19 protein-coding genes and 1 tRNA gene are annotated in these 19,198 nt (G+C 39.6%); 2 read left to right on the top strand and 18 right to left on the bottom strand.

The genetic code is table 11. From position 1 onward, the window contains the following. Window positions 1–629 precede the first annotated feature (629 nt). The 12 genes from lysS to F0527_RS16595 all read right to left on the bottom strand — a co-directional run bounded on the left by lysS (window position 630) and on the right by F0527_RS16595 (window position 14,765). Window positions 630–2,114, bottom strand: coding sequence for a lysine--tRNA ligase (gene lysS, locus F0527_RS16650; protein ID WP_084246977.1), 1,485 nt, complete (start codon window positions 2,112–2,114; stop codon window positions 630–632). 159 nt (window positions 2,115–2,273) lie between these two features. Then, window positions 2,274–3,299 carry a tRNA dihydrouridine synthase DusB gene (gene dusB / locus F0527_RS16645; RefSeq protein ID WP_255476145.1) on the bottom strand — a complete coding sequence of 342 codons (1,026 nt, stop codon included), beginning with the start codon at window positions 3,297–3,299 and terminating at the stop codon, window positions 2,274–2,276. Window positions 3,300–3,383: 84 nt separating this feature from the next. Beyond that, window positions 3,384–3,887 (bottom strand): 2-amino-4-hydroxy-6-hydroxymethyldihydropteridine diphosphokinase, encoded by a 504-nt coding sequence (gene folK, locus F0527_RS16640; protein WP_150285675.1) that lies wholly within the window; start codon window positions 3,885–3,887, stop codon window positions 3,384–3,386. Beyond that, the gene (folB, locus tag F0527_RS16635) at window positions 3,880–4,251 is read right to left on the bottom strand and encodes a dihydroneopterin aldolase (RefSeq protein ID WP_150285677.1); all 372 of its coding nucleotides are present in this window, start codon (window positions 4,249–4,251) and stop codon (window positions 3,880–3,882) included. The genes folK and folB overlap by 8 nt, the downstream gene beginning before the upstream one ends. A gap of 129 nt (window positions 4,252–4,380) precedes the next feature. Beyond that, the gene (gene folP / locus F0527_RS16630) at window positions 4,381–5,208 is read right to left on the bottom strand and encodes a dihydropteroate synthase (protein WP_066791327.1); all 828 of its coding nucleotides are present in this window, start codon (window positions 5,206–5,208) and stop codon (window positions 4,381–4,383) included. A 136-nt stretch (window positions 5,209–5,344) separates the two neighbouring features. Then, on the bottom strand, window positions 5,345–6,274 hold the full coding sequence (gene cysK / locus F0527_RS16625) for a cysteine synthase A (RefSeq protein WP_066791325.1): 930 nt from the start codon (window positions 6,272–6,274) through the stop codon (window positions 5,345–5,347). Between the two features lie 117 nt (window positions 6,275–6,391). Beyond that, the gene (hslO, locus tag F0527_RS16620; RefSeq protein ID WP_150285674.1) at window positions 6,392–7,282 is read right to left on the bottom strand and encodes an Hsp33 family molecular chaperone HslO; all 891 of its coding nucleotides are present in this window, start codon (window positions 7,280–7,282) and stop codon (window positions 6,392–6,394) included. Then, window positions 7,275–8,063: a type III pantothenate kinase gene (locus F0527_RS16615; protein WP_184117621.1), complete on the bottom strand. Its 789-nt coding sequence runs from the start codon at window positions 8,061–8,063 to the stop codon at window positions 7,275–7,277. Before F0527_RS16615 ends, hslO begins: the two co-directional genes overlap by 8 nt. Window positions 8,064–8,177: 114 nt before the next feature. Beyond that, window positions 8,178–10,178 (bottom strand): ATP-dependent zinc metalloprotease FtsH, encoded by a 2,001-nt coding sequence (gene ftsH / locus F0527_RS16610; protein ID WP_066791322.1) that lies wholly within the window; start codon window positions 10,176–10,178, stop codon window positions 8,178–8,180. A gap of 129 nt (window positions 10,179–10,307) precedes the next feature. After that, window positions 10,308–10,850: a hypoxanthine phosphoribosyltransferase gene (hpt, locus tag F0527_RS16605; RefSeq protein ID WP_066791321.1), complete on the bottom strand. Its 543-nt coding sequence runs from the start codon at window positions 10,848–10,850 to the stop codon at window positions 10,308–10,310. An 84-nt stretch (window positions 10,851–10,934) separates the two neighbouring features. Next, a complete protein-coding gene (gene tilS, locus F0527_RS16600; RefSeq protein ID WP_150285672.1) occupies window positions 10,935–12,350 on the bottom strand; it encodes a tRNA lysidine(34) synthetase TilS in 1,416 nt (471 codons plus the stop codon). Between the two features lie 15 nt (window positions 12,351–12,365). Then, window positions 12,366–14,765, bottom strand: coding sequence for a SpoIIE family protein phosphatase (locus tag F0527_RS16595; protein ID WP_066791317.1), 2,400 nt, complete (start codon window positions 14,763–14,765; stop codon window positions 12,366–12,368). Window positions 14,766–14,954: 189 nt separating this feature from the next. On the opposite strand from F0527_RS16595, the gene F0527_RS16590 reads away from it, so the two are divergent. Beyond that, a tRNA-Met gene (locus F0527_RS16590) sits at window positions 14,955–15,028 on the top strand. Window positions 15,029–15,252: 224 nt separating this feature from the next. Here F0527_RS16590 and F0527_RS16585 read toward each other — a convergent pair. The 4 genes from F0527_RS16585 to F0527_RS16570 form a co-directional block, all read right to left on the bottom strand. Next, window positions 15,253–15,693 carry a S1 domain-containing RNA-binding protein gene (locus F0527_RS16585; RefSeq protein ID WP_066791315.1) on the bottom strand — a complete coding sequence of 147 codons (441 nt, stop codon included), beginning with the start codon at window positions 15,691–15,693 and terminating at the stop codon, window positions 15,253–15,255. Window positions 15,694–15,804: 111 nt separating this feature from the next. Next, window positions 15,805–16,221, bottom strand: coding sequence for an FtsB family cell division protein (locus F0527_RS16580; RefSeq protein WP_066791314.1), 417 nt, complete (start codon window positions 16,219–16,221; stop codon window positions 15,805–15,807). Window positions 16,222–16,350: 129 nt separating this feature from the next. Then, window positions 16,351–16,809 (bottom strand): spore cortex biosynthesis protein YabQ, encoded by a 459-nt coding sequence (gene yabQ, locus F0527_RS16575; protein ID WP_066791313.1) that lies wholly within the window; start codon window positions 16,807–16,809, stop codon window positions 16,351–16,353. Then, window positions 16,806–17,105, bottom strand: a complete 300-nt coding sequence (locus F0527_RS16570; protein ID WP_066792039.1) for a YabP/YqfC family sporulation protein — start codon at window positions 17,103–17,105, stop codon at window positions 16,806–16,808. Before F0527_RS16570 ends, yabQ begins: the two co-directional genes overlap by 4 nt. A gap of 156 nt (window positions 17,106–17,261) precedes the next feature. Here F0527_RS16570 and F0527_RS17155 point away from each other — a divergent pair, with 156 nt between their 5' ends. Next, complete coding sequence (locus F0527_RS17155) at window positions 17,262–17,429, top strand: hypothetical protein (protein WP_190323520.1); 168 nt, start codon at window positions 17,262–17,264, stop codon at window positions 17,427–17,429. Here F0527_RS17155 and F0527_RS16565 read toward each other — a convergent pair. Both F0527_RS16565 and yabN read right to left on the bottom strand, forming a co-directional pair. Continuing rightward, complete coding sequence (locus F0527_RS16565; RefSeq protein WP_066791312.1) at window positions 17,410–17,700, bottom strand: RNA-binding S4 domain-containing protein; 291 nt, start codon at window positions 17,698–17,700, stop codon at window positions 17,410–17,412. The two genes, F0527_RS17155 and F0527_RS16565, sit on opposite strands and share 20 nt — an antisense overlap. Before the next feature lie 2 nt (window positions 17,701–17,702). Continuing rightward, window positions 17,703–19,172 carry a bifunctional methyltransferase/pyrophosphohydrolase YabN gene (gene yabN / locus F0527_RS16560; RefSeq protein ID WP_150285671.1) on the bottom strand — a complete coding sequence of 490 codons (1,470 nt, stop codon included), beginning with the start codon at window positions 19,170–19,172 and terminating at the stop codon, window positions 17,703–17,705. Window positions 19,173–19,198 lie beyond the last annotated feature (26 nt).

Raw genomic sequence — 19,198 nt, 5'->3', positions numbered from 1 at the left:
TCCATAAAAGTGTTTGATTGCTCAAAATTTCACTAGCGCATCATCTTTACGATGATGACTTTAAAACTAACAATTGTTAGTAAGTTTAAATGATTAACATCTTGCTTGTTCAGTTTTCAAGGTTCATTTTTTATCGCCTGTTTTGGCGACTTATTAAGTCTACCATAACTTCTTTTTGGAGTCAACAACTTTTTATTCTGTTGTTGTTCTTCATTTGTTCGTCATAAGCGACTTAAATATAATACCAAGTCTACTTAACTAAGTCAACACTTTTAACAAACTTTATCAAAAGAATTTTCAATCTCAGTTAATCTAAATTAGGCAACCAGATAAGTATATCAACAAAAACCTTTCTCTGCAAGGGAAATTAGACAAAAGGTAAAAAGCAAATTCCGACATTCTAATAATTCACCAATTAAGTTGGTTTTGGCCCCCAAACTATATGTTTCTATTTTTATCGATTATCGTGTTCTACTTACTATCATACGAATAACATTTCTCAAGACAAGTCGGGTTAAGTTATTAAATCCATCACCACTAAATTAGAAACGTAACATTTATATATATAAAAAACTGTAGGCAAACCCAAAGTAATGGATTTGCCTACAGTTAGATAAGCATTGTTTCTATTAATCACGATTGCGCATTAATGGGAATAACAATACATCGCGAATAGATTGTGAGTTAGTCAAAAGCATAATTAAACGGTCAATTCCAATACCTAAACCACCTGTAGGAGCCATGCCGTATTCTAATGCTTCTAAGAAATCTTCATCCATCTCATGCGCTTCATCATTTCCTTGCTCTTTTTCGCGCATTTGACCTTCGAAACGTTCACGTTGATCAATTGGATCATTTAGTTCCGTAAACGCATTGGCATGTTCACGACGGACAATGAACAATTCAAAGCGATCCGTGAAGCGAGGATCTTCAGGGTTTTTCTTAGCTAGTGGAGAAATCTCCACTGGATGTCCATAGACAAATGTTGGTTGTACTAGTGATTCTTCTACTTTTTGTTCAAAGAATTCATTAATAATATGGCCAACTTCCATTGTTTCTTTCACATCGATATGGTGCTCACGTGCTACTGCTAAAGCTTCTTCTTTCGTCATCTCTTTCCAGAAATCAACGCCTGTTGCTTCTTTAACAGCATCTACCATGTGCAGACGTTTCCAGCCTTTAGACAAATCAATTGTGTCTTCACCGTATTGAATTTGTGTTGTACCCATTACTTCACTTGCCACATGGACAAATAAATCTTCTGTAAGGTCCATAATATCATGGAAATCTGCATACGCTTCATATAATTCCAGTAGTGTAAACTCTGGGTTATGGCGAGTTGACACGCCTTCGTTACGGAATACTCGTCCAATTTCATAGACTTTTTCCAAGCCGCCGACAATTAGGCGTTTTAGATACAATTCAATCGCAATACGCATATACATAGTTGCATCCAACGCGTTATGGTGCGTAACAAACGGACGAGCTGCTGCTCCACCTGCGATTGAGTTCAACATAGGTGTTTCTACTTCTAAATAGCCTTTATTATCTAAGAAATTACGGATTGAGCGTATAATCTGACTGCGAGCGATAAATGTCTTTTTGCTATCCTCGTTTGAAATTAAGTCCAAATAGCGTTGACGGTAGCGTTGCTCTACATCTTGCAAGCCGTGATACTTCTCAGGTAATGGACGCAAAGATTTAGATAGGAATGTGAATTCTAATGCTTTAATTGTTAATTCGCCAACATGGGTAATGAATACAGTCCCTTTAATACCGACAATATCACCAAGGTCCGCATGTTTGAAAATATCATAAGCTTCTTCACCGATTGCATCTTTACGTACATAGATTTGAATTTGCCCGCCAAGATCTTGGATGTTTGCAAATCCAACTTTCCCCTTGCTGCGTTTTGTCATGATACGGCCAGCAATTACCACTTCATGTTCTTTCTCTTCTAATTCTTCTTTTGAGAAATTCGCAAATTGTTCTTTTATTTCATTTGTTAAATGTGTACGTTCAAAACGTCCACCGAACGGATCTAAGCCTTGTTCTTTTATTGCATCCATCTTTTGGCGTCTCACCAATAGCTGGTCATTTAATTCTTCTGCCACAATTTTCACTCCTTATAGTTGTGCCGCTAAATAGCCCATACTAGTTATTGTACACAATTTTTACAACTGATTCACGTCTTTCTGCTCAATTTTCATTTTACAACTATTGCTAAGGTAAGGAAAAAGCCGCCACAATCTTAGTGGCAGCTCTTCTCGTAATTAACCAATTTGAATAGAAGACGCATCATTTTCGCTTTCTTCTGTTTCTAAGACTAGTTCATTTAAAATAGCGCGCAGCTCTTCAGCTGTCTCAGCTTGATTGATTTGATTGCGTGTTTTTCCGTTGCCACGCAATCCTTTTAAATACCATGAAGCATGTTTACGCATTTCGCGGACTGCAATATTTTCGCCTTTCAGCACGAGCAAACGCTCAAAATGTAATAAACATACTTCAATTTTTTCACGTATTGGCGGTTCCGGCATGAGCCTTCCCGTTTTCAAATATTCTACTGTCCGATAGATCATCCATGGGTTCCCAAGTGCTGCTCGACCAATCATCACGCCATCAGCGCCTGTATGATCTAATAGGCGTTTAGCATCTTCAGGTGTTTCAACATCACCGTTTCCGATAAACGGAATAGAGATATTTTCTTTCACCTCTTTTAAAATGTCCCAATTTGCATGCCCTTCATACATTTGCAAACGTGTACGTCCATGCATTGCAATTGCCGCTGCACCCGCACGTTCTGCGGCCTGAGCATTTTTCACTGCATACACGTGGTCTTCATCCCAACCGATACGCATTTTACAGCTGACTGGTTTATCGACTGCATCCACAACAGCGGAAACCATTTCGTAAATTTTATCCGGATCAAGGAGCCATTTAGCCCCTGCCTCACATTTAATAATTTTATTGACGGGGCACCCCATATTGATATCTATAATATCCGCATTCGTATATTTGTCCACATACTGAGCTGCTTCTACTAACGTTTCTTTATCGCCTCCAAAGATTTGGAGGGAAAGCGGATTTTCCCGTTCATCTATATAAAGCATGTCTAAGGTTTTTCTGTTCCTTTGGACAATCCCTTTATCTGAAATCATCTCAGCGTATACTAAACCTGCACCAAACTCTTTTACAGTTAGACGGAATGCAGAATTGCAGACGCCAGCCATTGGTGCAAGTACAACGCGATTATCCATGACAATATCGCCTATTTGAAAAGGTTTTTCTTGTGTAGCCAATGTTTTTCCTCCCTTTTAGGATTTAGTAATTATCGCTTCATCATCCCAATGCGGAAGATATGCTTATATTCATAACACTTTGTATTAAAAATCAAGAGAACTCCGATTCTTCCATTGTCTTACACCACTCTGCCCTATATTTTGGAGCGTTTTCTGATACGACTCTCGCGTACGAGGGGAGTAAAGATTTGGTGTCACTTCAAGCAATGGAACAAGAACAAACGCTCTTTCGTGCATTCTTTCATGGGGCACAATCAGTTTCTCTGTTTCAATATTGTCATGATTATAGAGCAAAATGTCAAGGTCTATTGTACGCGGCCCCCATCTAATCAAACGTTCTCTCTTTAATTCTTGTTCAATTTCCTGGCAAACCTCAAGCATTTGTAAAGCTGACAGTGTTGTATGTACATGCACCACCATATTCAAAAATAGATCTTGGTCTGTATAACCTACCGGGTCTGTTTCGTAAATAGAAGAAGTATTCGCTACATCTACCTCAGGATTACTTTGAAGCATTTGTACCGCTTGTTTGAGCGTTTCTGCTTTATCCCCCATATTTGAACCTAAAGAAATATATACATCATTCATTGAAAGCACCTCTTGTAATCTCAACTGCTACTTCCTTATAGTGGCCTTTAATCGGAGGGTCAGGTTTGATCACTTCCACACGTATGCCTTTGACTTCCACTTTATAAGTCTCAAGAATAACATTAGCAATTTCTTCAGCTACTGCTTCAATCAGTTTGTAAGGTTTACCCTCTACGATTTTTTCACATAGCGTATATACATCCGCATAACTAACGGTATTATCTAACTTGTCAGTTTGGCCAGCGTTCTTCAAATCAGTAGCCAGGGCTACAGTAACGCGAAATCTTTGACCTAACACAGTTTCTTCCTTTAAAACTCCATGATAACCGTAAAACTCCATATCTCTTATATGAATATAATCCATCTCATTCACTCCTTATCCTCTATATCGACTTAATGAACAGGTAGACCTTAAAACTTTACACTGGCCGTTGAGCTTCATTAAATTAATTCACATCTAGTGAAGCTGTAGTAACTCGCATTAAACGCATTTTTATCTTAGTGCATCCAGCATTTTCATCATGCGAGCAATTGGCAACACATCATGAACCCGTACCATATGACATCCTTTATCGACACCGTAACAACAAGTAGCAGCTGTACCTTCCATACGTTCATCTACCGGAAGATTGAGTACATTGCCGATCATTCTTTTCCGTGAAGTTGCTAGTAATACAGGGTAGCCCATATCCACAAGGTTTGACAGATTCTTCATCATTTCAATATTTTGTTCATGCGTCTTCGCAAAGCCAATGCCTGGATCTAGCCAAATAAAACGATCATCCACACCGGCTTGACGAGCGATTTCAATACTTCTTTCTAAATCACTCTTTACACTGCCCCAGAAATCTTCACCATAATTTTCATCCTGCCGATTATGCATTAAAATAATGGGCACTTTGTATTCAGCGGCTACTTTAGCAATCTCTGAGTCATATGTAGCTCCCCATATATCATTAATAATATGTGCTCCCGCTTCTACCGCAGCTCTTGCTACCTCTGATTTGAATGTGTCGACAGAAATTAATACATCTAGTTCCTTACGAATAGCACGTATGACAGGTAGGATACGCGCCATTTCTTCTTTTGCCGTAACGGCAGTATGGCCCGGTCTTGTAGATTCTCCACCTATATCTATAATCTTCGCTCCATCTGCTACCATTCTTTTAGCATGTTCCAATGCGCTATCTACTGCATCAAATCTTCCTCCATCAGAGAAAGAATCTGGTGTTACATTTAAAATGCCCATAACAATCGTTTCTTTGCCAAAATCAAGTGTATGGCCATGAATGACTAACGGTTGGTTATTCATTAACTTCATGTGCTTGCGCTCCTTTGTCTATTCCTACAATCAGTATATCAATACCTTGTACATCAGGAAAAGGGGGCGAACCGGCTGCATGGCAGAAAAAAAGAATGCACTATCCATAAAGGACAGGCATTCTCTTGAATATGAATTAATCATCATAGTGATATAAAGGTGTACTTAAATAACGTTCACCATTATCAGGAAGTAATGCAAGAACATTCTTTCCTTTGCCTAGGCGTTTAGCTGTTTCAATCGCTGCATACATCGCTGCACCTGCAGAAATACCACCTAAGACTCCTTCTTCTTTCGCTACTTTACGCGCTGTTTCAAAGGCATCTTCATTTTCAACTGGTAATATAGAGGTATAGATTTCTGTATCTAAGACTTCAGGTACGAATCCTGCCCCAATTCCTTGAATTTTGTGAGGGCCCGGTTTATTGCCTGATAGAACTGCTGAGTCTTTTGGTTCCACTGCAATCAATTCAATATTAGGGTATTTTTCTTTCAGCACTTCGCCAGTTCCTGTAATCGTACCACCAGTTCCTACACCAGAGATAAACGCATCTAAGTTAAGTCCTTCAAATGCTTCTATAATCTCCGGTCCTGTTGTCCGGCGATGTATTTCAGCATTAGCAGGGTTTTCAAATTGCTGTGGTACAAACCAGCCGTTCTCTTTAGCTAATTCATCCACTTTAGCAATAGCGCCTTTCATTCCATCAGCACCTGGTGTTAAAACAAGCTCTGCACCGTAGGCACGCAATAAATTGCGTCTTTCCATACTCATCGTATCTGGCATGACAAGAATTGCTTTGTATCCTTTTGCAGCTGCAACCATTGCAAGACCGATACCTGTATTCCCACTTGTCGGTTCAATAATCGTACTACCAGGCTTTAACTTGCCTTCTTTCTCAGCTGCCTCAATCATTGCAACAGCAATACGGTCTTTTACACTGCTACCTGGGTTGAAGTATTCGAGTTTTACATAAACATTCCCGTCGTTTGGACCAGTTATATTATCTAACTTGACGATCGGTGTATTGCCTACTAAATCCACTACTGAATTTACAATTTTACTCATTATCTCCACTCCTAAACCCTAGTATTTTTGTTGGTTTTATTATCTTTATTTTATGCTTTTGCAATTAGGTTTGTCAATCATTTCCGTCCCTAGTTATAAGCAGCTACATTTATCGCATTAAGATTTTTGAGCACGAATTTCGTCAATAAAACCTTCTAAATCTTCTTTTGAGTAGTGATATTTTTCTTCACAGAAATGGCATTGAGCTTCTGCCATACCATCTTCATCGATCATATCTTGAATTTCTTTTTCGCCAAGGCTCAATATAGCAGCGCCGAAACGTTCTTTTGAGCAAGTACATTTAAATTGAACAGGCATAGTATCTAAGAATTCAACGTTATCTTTTCCAAGCACTTCTTCTAACACTTGTTCAGGAGAGTAACCTTTTTGAATCATTTTTGAAACAGGTTCAATTTTTGATAGTTGGTTTTCAATGTCAGTAATTGTTTCATCATCTGTACCAGGCATTACTTGAATGATAAAGCCACCAGCAGCCAAAATGCTATCATCCGTATTGACAAGTACACCAAGACCTACAGAAGAAGGAACTTGCTCTGATTTTACAAAGTAATAGGTAAAGTCTTCAGCAATTTCACCTGAAACGATTGGCACCTGACCAGTAAAGTGTTCACGTAATCCAAGATCTTTTACAACTGTAAGCGTTCCTTCTGTACCAACTGCTCGTCGTACATCCAATTTGCCTACTTCATTTAAATCAAATTCAACATGAGCGTGTGTAGGATAGCCGCGCACTTCACCTTTAGCATTGGCTACCACAACCATTGGACCAATCGGCCCGTTACCTTCCACCTTAACCGTGATTGTATCCTCACCTTTTAGCATAGCACCCATCATGACAGCAGCTGTCATTGTACGCCCTAATGCAGCAGAAGTAGTTGGCCATGTATCATGGCGTCGTTGCGCTTCTCCTACTGTTTCTGTTGTACTTACAGCAAACGCACGTACACTCCCATTAAATCCAAGCCCTCTTACTAAATAATCAGCCATTTTTATTCCTCTTTTCTTCTTGATTTCTTTTATAAATTAAATGTAATCCTTTTAATGTTAAAAGGGGATCTACAACATCAATAACCCGCGATTCTTTTGCAATCAGTTCTGCTAGGCCGCCTGTTGCAACGGCTAAAGCTCCTTCGCTACCTTCTTGCCTCATACGATTTACTATTCCCTCAACTTGTCCTATATACCCGTAGACAATGCCTGCTTGCATGGAGGAAACCGTGTTTTTCCCGATAACACTTTGAGGGCGGGCCAATTCAACGCGAGGAAGTTTCGAAGCCTTGGTAAATAAGGCTTCCATTGCGATTGAAATACCAGGCGCAATAGCTCCGCCTAGATAACGACCTTTTTCATCAATATAACAATACGTAGTGGCAGTACCAAAATCTACAACAATAAGCGGAGCTCCATATTCATGGATGGCAGCTACTGCATTAACAATGCGGTCAGCACCGATCTCCCTAGGATTTTCGCTATGGATATTCAACCCTGTTTTAACGCCAGGTCCCACCACGAGGGGTTCTACAGCAAAATATCTTTTACACATTAATTCTAAGGTAAACATAATCGGTGGCACTACTGAGGAAATTATAATACCACGTATGTCGGATAGAGATAAAGATTTGTGCATAAACAGCATTTTTATTTGCATGGCATACTCATCTTCCGTTTTGTGCACATCTGTTTTTAAACGCCAATGATGTTGCAGTTTATCTTCTTTATACACACCTATCGAAATATTGGTATTCCCTACATCCATCACTAATATCAAAAGTATTCCCCTCATTTCTATCCCATCACTAAAAGCATATCTCCTTAGTATAGGAAAAAGCTGACCACCTTCTAGCAAGGGATCAGCTTTTCACTTTACAGTATGGCTTACTGTCTAGATATTATCGTTGCGGCTTGTATGATTATCGTTTTTTGGAAGATCAGAAACAGTAGGGTCTCCACTGCCTGAAGGATTCACTTTTGTTTCTGTTACGATATCAGCATCCGTTGATTCTTTGCTTTCCACAACCGCTTCGTGATGTGTTTTTCTTTCGTATGAACGTTCAGGAAGCTTACCGTATTTTTCTAAGTGCTCAATTTGTTCAGCATCCAATGTTTCTACTTCAAGTAAAGTAGTAGCAATCAGATTTAGAAGGTCACGGCGTTCTGTCAAGATTCGTTTTGTTCGTTCATATTGTTCTTTAACCATAAATTGCATCTCTTGGTCAATTTCATATGCAATCTTATCTGAGTAGTTTTGTTCAGAATTGATATCACGACCTAAGAAGACGTTGCCTCCCTGGCTTGAACCAAATTGCAATTGGCCAAGTTTATCGCTCATACCATATTCAGTAACCATAGAACGTACAATGCTTGTTACACGCTGGAAGTCATTATGTGCGCCAGTAGATACTTCGCCAAAGACGATATCCTCTGCTACACGTCCACCAAGTAAACCGGCAACTTTATCAAGTAGCTCTGGTTTTGTCATGAAATAACGGTCTTCTTTTGGTAGCATTACTGCATATCCGCCTGCTTGACCGCGTGGCACAATCGTAACCTTGTGGACTTTTTCTGCTTCATCCAATGTTAAACCAACAACAACGTGGCCAGCTTCATGGAATGCAACAATATTGCGCTCTTTCTCAGAAATGACACGGCTTGTTTTCGCAACACCAGCAATAACGCGGTCTGTTGCTTCATCAATATCGCCCATATCAATTTTTTTCTTATTTTCGCGTGCAGCCACTAATGCAGCTTCGTTCAATAAGTTTTCTAAATCAGCGCCCGAGAAACCTGGTGTACGCTGTGCGATAGCTTTCAAGTCAACTGACTCATCTAAAGGTTTTTTACGAGCATGTACTTTAAGTACAGCTTCACGGCCTTTGACGTCTGGACGACCAACAGTGATCTGTCTGTCAAAACGACCCGGACGTAAGAGTGCAGGGTCTAAAATGTCTGGGCGGTTTGTAGCGGCGATAATGATAATACCTTCATTTGCGCCAAAGCCATCCATTTCAACAAGCAATTGGTTAAGCGTTTGTTCACGTTCATCATGACCGCCGCCTAATCCAGCACCACGTTGACGACCAACTGCGTCGATTTCATCAATAAAGATAATACATGGAGCATTTTTCTTAGCGTTTTCAAATAAATCACGTACTCGAGAAGCACCAACACCGACGAACATTTCGACGAAATCAGAACCACTGATTGAGAAGAATGGTACACCTGCTTCCCCTGCTACAGCTCGAGCTAATAATGTTTTACCGGTACCAGGAGGGCCCACTAATAAGATCCCTTTAGGTATACGTGCGCCAATTTCAGCAAATTTAGTATGGTCTTTAAGGAAATCTACAACCTCTACTAATTCTTGTTTTTCTTCGTCCGCACCGGCTACATCGGTAAAGCGAACTTTTTTCTTCTGGTCATCATAAAGTTTTGCTTTACTTTTACCAAAGCTCATCATGCGATTGCCGCCGCCTTGAGCTTGGTTCAACAAGAAGAAGAACAGAATAAAGATGACTACAAATGGAATGATTCCTGTAAAGAACTGTATCCATCCATTTGATTCTGGTGCGCCTAAGAAGTGAATTTTAGAACTCGTTTTAGCTTCTTTACGAATTTCATTCATTAACTCTTGGTCATCACGCGGGATATTTGTTACGAATGATTCGCCTTTTTTATATCCCTCGATTTTCCCTTTGACGACATAAACTAACTGATCCGGTTGTATAGTAGCCTCAGTTACCTTGCCGTTCTCTAATGCTGTAATGAACTCGTGATACTGAATTTCCTTTGTAGGTTGGTTCGCATTATTAAACGTACCAAAAATCCCAATGATCACGAGGAAAATTAATAAATAAAATATGGTGTATCGAAATATTCGATTCATCCCCAGCCTCCTCACAAGATAAACAGAAAAACTATAGTAAATCTTAACATATGAACTTTTGGTTAGTACAATGAAAAGCCTTTTATCTAGCACGTTTCCCGGAAAATTTGTTTACAGCGAGAAAACGTCTTAGTTTGAATATACAGCAGGCTTCAATACACCAATATATGGAAGATTACGATACTTTTCTGCATAGTCTAAACCATAGCCGACTACAAATGCATCCGGCACTTCAAAACCAACATAATCCGCTTTTAAATCTACCTTGCGTCCAGATGGTTTATCCAATAATGTTACGATTTTTATTGATTTTGCTTTGCGGTACTTAAACAAATCAACCAAATAGCTTAAAGTTAATCCACTATCAATAATATCTTCTACTATGATGATGTCGCGGCCTTCCACACTTGTATTTAAGTCTTTCACAATCTTTACTTCACCAGAAGAAACAGTTGCGTTTCCGTAGCTTGTAACATCCATGAAATCTAGTTCAACATAAGAATCCATTCGTTTGATTAAATCTGCCATGAACGGCATAGCACCCTTTAATACGCAGATCATCAATGGAAAATCATCTTGGTACTCAGCAGCTAACGATTCGCCAAGTTCTTTAATTTTGTGCTGTAGCTCTTCCTCTGAAATTAATACGTTTTCAATGTCTTTCTCAAGCATCTTGTGTTTCCTCCTTGGTAGTAAATCAACATGGTAAAGCGAAAATTTCAACCGGCGAGAGTATTCTTCATTTCCCTTTAGGTTTTATGATAGAACTCTCTTGTCGATGATGAATAGGGCATCATCTTCTGCCCGCTTGCTAGTAGAAAGATAGTTGCTCATGCGGAGCCCAGGAACTGCAATCACCAAATTATCATCAGATGTGACAATTGGCCAATTCTCCCTTAACGCCGCAGGAATCTTTTCATCTATAAAAAGGCGAGATACTCGTTTTTTTATATTTGTTCCTAGCAAATCGATACGGTCGCCATCCATTCTGCCACGAATATGTAATGGTAGTGCAAAATCTGAAGTATTTACAAAGTAGCATTTTGCGAAGGATGTGGTGTTCGTAGGAACAGCATGGTCTGCTTTCCCTATATACATACGCAAATCATTCGGCAAATCAATCCATTGGCCAAATCGCAATGTTCTAGCGATTAGTGCAGGTGACTCCTTATGTGCTTTTACAAGCGACAACTGGTCGTACTCCCGTATTGCTAGGGCTCCTTTTGGTAAATTAATTGTTGCATTTCCATCTGTTGATTGTGTCAGTTTTAATATAGCATTGCTAAGTGTGTAGCTTTGTTCAATGTTTGGATTTTCGTAAAGATATTTTAATAGTAGTAGAATGATTCTTCTTTGTAAAGCAAGGGGTTGATTATGGAATGCTTTGATATTAATTTTCCATAAATCACGCTGTTTTTCAACTAATAGCTCTTGTAACGCTTGTTCTGCATAGCTTTGTAACAATTGTTCATCCTCTTGCACTTTTTCTGTGTAGTGCATAATAGCTTCTGCAATGTTTTCATTTTCAGCTCTTAGGAGTGGTACAACATGGTGCCTGATGCGATTGCGTGTATAAGAATCCTTCTTGTTGCTAGAATCCTCCCTGTAGCCTTGATGATTTCTTTGTAGATAATCTACTATTTCTTCCCTTGTCACAGAAAGAAACGGACGAATCAATTCGCCGTTTGCAAAAGGGCGACACCGTTTAATTCCTTGCATGCCGCCTTCTAATAAACCTCTGGTAAGTGCCATAATGACACTTTCTATTTGATCATCTGCATGATGGGCTACAACAAGCTTTGTGCTTTCTGTTTCCTGCATGACTTCTTTAAAGTAGGCATAGCGTTCTCTTCTGCACACCGCTTGCATATTGCCACTTTCTTTTTCTAGTATAGCGGGAATTGGGATATCGGCAGCATAGACCGGTATCCCTTTATCCTGGCAAAAGCTTTCTACAAATCGACGGTCTTCTTCCGATTCGCTTCCTCTTAACATATGGTTGACATGGACAGCTGCAACGGAAACACCCAGTCTCTCTTTTTCTTGATAGAGAAAATGCAGTAAAGCCATTGAATCTGCCCCAGCAGAACAAGCTACAAGCAATCGATCTTCCTTATGACATAACCCATATTGCTGAATATACTCTTTTACTTTCGTTTCGAACGGCGCCATTTTCTCACCTCACTGTTAGTTTACCACTCTTTTGTGTGAAGTTTCTTGGAAAGTTGGCTTAAATAATGACCAATCAACTGTTTTATGCTGAATCTCAACGCAAACAATTGTACAATCATCGACTGGTTTGTCATTATTCCGGAATGATCTCATAATTTCTGGACATATTTCATTAATTGGCAAGCTTCTATGTTGCAGAAGACAATTGCGAAGCATTTTTTCTTGTTTTTCCCATGGCATATCTTCAAAGAAAAGTCCGTCTGTACACATAAAGATAATATCCCCTGCTTTAAGTGTCCTTTGCTCTGCTTCTACTGAGTAGGATGTATAGATACCAAATGGTTCGCTGGCACTTTCAAGTCGTGTTACCTCTCTCCCCCTTACCAAGTAAGTTGCCATGCTGCCCGCTTTCCAAGACCACAACTTGCCATGCTGTAAGTCAATTAAAGCAAAGTCCATTGTGGCATACATTTCCTCCTGTTTAAGTGACATCACATAGTGAAGTGTATGCATAGCCGTTTCAGGAGACATTTGATGATGCAAGCATTCCCGCATTAAGCGAATGAGCTTCCTGCTTTCTTTATGGGATTGCTTGTTATGCCCCATTCCATCTGACAGCATAATCGCTGTAAGACCCGGATTTAGCGAGAATACTGCGTGTGAGTCACCAGAGTACATCGTATTGTCTCTAGATGTAGATAAGACATCATACGAAAGATCAAAACGAATAGCTGATTGAAAGGTGATTTGCAAATGCGCATAGGGTTTGGTCTTTTTAATCGTTTGGTTAATTTCAAATGGCTCCTTAAAAACATCCTGTAAGGCAGGTAAAATAAGTCGTTCAGCTACCATTTGGTCTGTTTCCCATTGAGCCTTTTTGAATGGGATACAGCAAACTACTTTCCTATTACCCGGTTCATTTGCCAAGATATCAATTTGGAAGAAATCAATTCCTATTTCTTTAAAGCGAGACACTAGCAAATCTTCATGCTGTTGGAAAGAGACGGCGTCATTCGTCATATCTTTCATCACATGGTCAATATGCAGCGACATATCTCTTAGTTGTAAGGCAATCATTTTCTTTCCATGATGAAATTGTCCGCTTAACTGCTGCTTTGATACGTATTCTGCTAAAGCATTCAATAGGGATGGGGAGCGTACACATTTGTAGCGCAATTTATCTTCTGATTGCTTTTTTGCTCCGTGATCATTAATGGTATCTGCCTTGAGCCACTGCTCCATTATCGAGCGCATTTCCTCTTTTTTCCCCCAGCACCGTTCAAATTGATAGCATGTTTCACACGGGGACAGTGGTCTTGCCTCTATTTCTTCTTCTTGCTGCTCCACTATGCTAAAACGATCATTCACAAGTTCTTTCATAAATGTCACAAAGTCATTAAAATTGGTCAGTTTCATAGTTACCTTTTCTGTAAGCCAACGCTGTCTTTCTAACAGGGTATCCTCATGATTCGGATATAATTGTTGCTGCCAATATGAGAGCCAGCTTTTTGGTATAGTTAAAAACAATAATGCAGCGATACCCAGCGCAATCCAATATGTTTGATCAATCGGCAATGTTGCATCGTAGAGCATAAAAAATGCCGTCGCAATGCCACTGCCTATGATGATACCGAATTTACCCACCTTCTTACATATACCTGCACAAAGCCCAGTCAATGCATACACTGCAATCATTCCACTAAAGGATAAATGAGACAAGCTGATAATCGTACCCATTAATACAGCGATTGCGGTTGATAATGTCACGCCCCCTACATAGGCAGCACCTAGTATGACTAGCTGCAGTGCAATGTAAGTAGGTGACAGGATATTCAATACAATATTATTTGTAGATGTCAACATTATAGCGAGGGCTACCAGAGCAGCGCCAATCCGCTCCAATGTCCAGGAAGCATTCCATAGTGCAGGCATCGGTAATAAGCACTGCATTAAAAATAAAGTCATAAAGATTGATAATATACTCTCATATCCCACATATAATAAAATCATGGAAGGTGGCTCACCGTGATAAGAAATCATTTGCCAAGTCACTTGCATAAGCAAAACGGAAATTCCTACAACGAAAGCAATTGGCAATTTGCGTATGAACGTCTTTAGCAATAGTACAAAGATGGTTAGTTCGCCTATGTGAATCAAGGACTCGCCAACGCCCAATGTCACACTACCAAGCATTCCTCCGAAAAGGGCCCACATAAAGTAATCTCGATGATTGGCATATACAACAGCCATAATAGGCAAGAAGAAGGGAACAATCGCCTCAAATAGGACTGCTTTGGATAAGAAAAAAGCAGAAAAGCAAAGTGCTAGCCCAAAAAGCACCGGATAAGCCTGCTTCAGGCCGATCGAAACTTTAGGTATGGATAGTTTATTTGATTGGATAAATTCTTTTCTCATCGTGACATACCTCCAATATTCTTATATATATTTCTGCCATTATACATGGATATGACTGTAAATTTTGTCTGTTTGTGTTCAATATTTTAAAAATCGTTCGACGGCAAATCACATAGTTTATAAAAATAAAACAAAAAGCGCTTGACATAGTGAAAACAATTCTTGTATTATGTATTATGTTGCTAACACGGCGGCCTAGCTCAGCTGGCTAGAGCGTACGGTTCATACCCGTAAGGTCGGGGGTTCGATCCCCTCGGCCGCCATCATAAAAAAAGAAGCCTTCCAATTGGAAGGCTTCTTTTTTGTATTTCGAAAGAATTATAGATAAAAAGCGGCCGCCTCTGGATGAATATCTCAGGGCGACCGTAAGAACGGACAGTAAGACATCAACATCAGTAGAAGGTCTCCCTATACTGAGTGAAGTTTCACTTTCGTTTATTAGTAAATTGATTAATACACTTTTTCTACGATTAAAATAGATAGCAAGTTACCCTCTTCTTGCACCTCGGCCACCACGTTTTGAATCTTGTGCACGCTTCAAAGTTGAAAGACGATCTTCACTGTCTTTAAGGAAGCGAGCCATCTTTTGCTCAAAGTTTTCCTTAGGTTGGCGATGTTCACCACGGTCATTTGAACGGTGGTTGTTGTTACGTGGGCGATGAGGACGTTCTGGTCGTTCTGGTCGCTCAGGTTGAGGTTTTGCCTTGCGAATGGATAGACCAATCTTACCGTCTGCTTCTACATTCATTACTTTTACTTCGACCATTTCTCCAACTTTCAAATGGTCATTAATGTCTTTAACATAGTTGTCAGCAACCTCACTAATATGAACAAGACCTGTTGAGCCATTTGGCAGCTCTACGAATGCTCCGAAATTTGTGATTCCTGTTACTTTACCTTGTACCTTGCTGCCTACTTCAATTGACATAAAAAAAATGCTCCTCCTTAAAATGTAAGCGACTTATTAGTCTTATATTCAAATATGTGTTCTTTGATTCTTATCTTTATTATAGCCAACAAAAAAAGAGTGTCAATAAGACTACTCTTTTGAATCTGTTTTTTTCTTATCCTTTTCAGACGATTTAGGTGTTGAAAAAATAATTTCTCCGTCTTCCGATAAGAATAAATCCTTCCTTGCAAGTTTTGCGATGTAATCATCATCATTCAATTTAGCAATTTGAATTTTTAGATCTTCCTGCTTCTCTTTTTGCTTTGCAAGCGTCTTCTGCAGCTCCGTTTTGTGTTGTTCTTTCACTGCGAGAGTGTGCTTTTGTTTCGCCAACATAAAGAAAAGGGAACCAGCCATAAGAACAAATAGAAGTGTCATAACCCCAAGACGACGATATAAGCCAATCTTGCGTTTTTGATGTGTGCTGTTTTTTTGCATCTCTGCTCTTGCATAGTCTGTTGGCATTTGTGTAGTTTTTTTGTACATTTGCTTCGATGGTTTTTGCATATAAGCGGGTGGTAACCCTAACCTCCTTTACTTGGTGATTTCTAACTTCCCCATAAGAGGGTATAATTCCTTCAAGCAAGGAACTATACCCTTTCATTTAGCATTAATGCCATTATATCTAATTTTACCCTATTTTTTAAGAGTAAAATTTTTAATTTTTTCGACAACAAATCGTAACGGAAATAGAATAATCATAACAATTTTAACAATTATCCTAATGATTTGTCGGACTATGCCTATAATGAGGCGAATAATAAACCAAATCGGATGGATGACAAGTCTGACAAACAGTCTTCCACAGAATCGAACTAAGCTTTGCAAAAATAATTGGTACAGGCAAAAGCCCAGCAATTGTGAAAGAAAATCTACAAAATGCCATTCTCCATCTCGAACAACCATTAATAGTAGGAATGTTCCAATCCCTAAAAGAATCCATGCTGTTAATTCAAATAGGATATAGCCTTTTCGCAAGAGCGATTTGGGTGCGGCATAAAAGCTGAAAGATCGTACCAAATCAATAATTGCGGCCCCTATAACGCCACTAGCTATGAGTGCTGCTATACTAAGGAACTGTTGTGAAACGGTCATCCAAATAATTTATGCAAAATGCCTTTTGATATGCCGCTATCCTCTTCATCATATTGCAGTGTCTTCACTGACCCTTCTAAAGTCAGAAGCCCTTTATCTACATCTAAATGGACAATTCTTAAATCTTCTCCTCGAATTTGCAAATGTCCTTGAGAGGTGAGTACTAAAAACTCCTCTTGGTCAAAGCGTTCAATCGATTTTACAGATGTCACATCCATTCGCTTGCGATTTCGAACCGTTAGCAAGTGGTCTCCTGTTGGAATAGTATAAGTCGCGTTTTCTTGTTGGAATGTCATCATTTTTCCCCTCCTTAGCCTGTCTACTAATCTATATGTTAGGAGAATGAGGAATATGAGGGGAAAGTGAAAATTCTCTACAGTTTAAAAAGGGGAGCATGGTTCCGGTCTAAGTAAATACCTATTGTCGGTAGAAAAGGAATATGGGGCTAGAAAATGAGAGAGCTAGAAAATGGGGAGTTGTTTACTGATTTAATTTTGAAAAGAAGTGGAAACATTAAACTTCCTAAGGACATGCATCGTGCTATGCCTCAGCAGTCTACGTTATTTCCACTTCGACTATATTTTGATTTCTTGTTAGTTGCTACTCTTCGTCATCAATAAATTCTGGCTCAATTTTCTCTACTTTTTCTTCTTTCAAAATGGTAAACATATTTGCAGCCTCTTCTTTGCGGACGATATCTTTTAGTTCCTCCACGCGAACAGTCACGATTTTTTGGCCGAAACGAATCGCTAATTCATCGCCTACTTTTACGGGGCTGCTTGCTTTTACCACTTTTCCATTAATAGTAATACGTCCTTGGTCTGCTACTTCTTTTGCTAATGTACGGCGTTTGATCAGCCGAGAGTTTTTCAAAAATTTATCTAATCTCATATCTATGACTCCTTACTTTGTAATTGTTTTGCTTCTTCCCAAAACTCATCTAATTCCTCAAGTGTGTATTTTTTAAAATCCTTTCGTCCAGCCATTACCTTTTGTTCTACATATCCAAACCTTTTTGCAAATTTTGCGTTTGCATGGATCATCGCTTCTTCTGCTGGGATCTTATAGACGCGTGCTAAATTGACAAGCGTAGAAAGCACATCGCCGAACTCATCGAGCCTTGTTTCATCTGTACCGTCTTTTATTTCTTCTTGGAATTCTTCCCACTCTTCTTTTGCCTTCGCCCATGCTCCCTCAACGTCTGGCCATTCAAAGCCTACCTTAGCGGCAATTTTTTGATAGTTATATGCAGTTTGCAGTGAAGAGGTTGCACGATACCCTTCTTTTAAAAGTGGTTCTGTTTTCGTAGGCTGATGCTCTTCCTTCTTGATTTCTTCCCAGTTCTTCACTACGTCTTCCGCATTATCTACTTTTACTTCGCCAAAAACATGCGGATGGCGGCGGATCATTTTAGAAGCAATCCCCTGAAGAACGTCCTCTAGATTCCAGAAGCCATCATCCTCTGCGATTTGTGCTTGCAAGAAGACCTGTAACAATACATCGCCAAGCTCCTCAATCATATGGTCTTCGTCTTGTTCCTCGACTGCTTGAAGGAACTCATGCACTTCCTCCAGCATATACTTTTTAAGGCTCTCGTGTGTTTGTGCCCGGTCCCATGGACATCCTTCAGGGCTTCTAAGCACTCCAATAATATCGCGGAATGTAGACCACTCTCTTAAACCGTCTTCTCTCTTTTTAATAGGTGGCACATAAACAGTTGTTAAATTATTTACTTCAACACCATGATCGAGTTCAAATAATGGAACAGTGCGCAACTTTTCATCCTTCGATCCAGCAGCTGTCACAATGGTCACTAGATATTCAGCCGGATATTTCTCCATTAAAGTTAACTTTACCTCTGATGCACTGAATTGGTCATACACTTGTGCAATCAGTAGGTGCTTGTACATATTGGTCTCATGTATTGAAAATGTACTGCCATCAACTAATTCAAAGCCATCAATTGGATCAATTCGCAATGCGCCAAACACAGCATCCAAGAAGCTCTGACCACCTTCTATTTTGAGACTTACTTTTCCTTCTTTCTCTGCTTCGATCAGCAGCTGCACTGTCATTTCTGCAACTAGTGGATGGCCAGGCACAGCATATATAACCTCGTCCTTCCCTGCTGCTTGAAGCAGTGAATCAGCAATCTCTTGATAGACGGGCAAAAAGTCATCATGTTTTTCATACACAGCATCAAAGCTTTCGAATGTTAGTCCCTCTTTAGCCAATTCTGTTAGTACAGGATGATCATTTGTTCGAACATAGACCTTTTTAGCTGCTTTGAGTGCTTTATAGACACCCATTGGCAATTGTTCGAAATCTCCCGCTCCTAAGCCTATTATAGTCAGTTGATGCATACACATTCTCTCCTTTAATCTTGTGC

The sequence above is a fragment of the Rummeliibacillus sp. TYF-LIM-RU47 genome, assembly GCF_008638315.1.
GTDB lineage: Bacteria > Bacillota > Bacilli > Bacillales_A > Planococcaceae > Rummeliibacillus > Rummeliibacillus stabekisii.
Note: the sequence above shows the minus strand (reverse complement) of the source record. Positions and strands in the feature narration are given on the sequence as shown.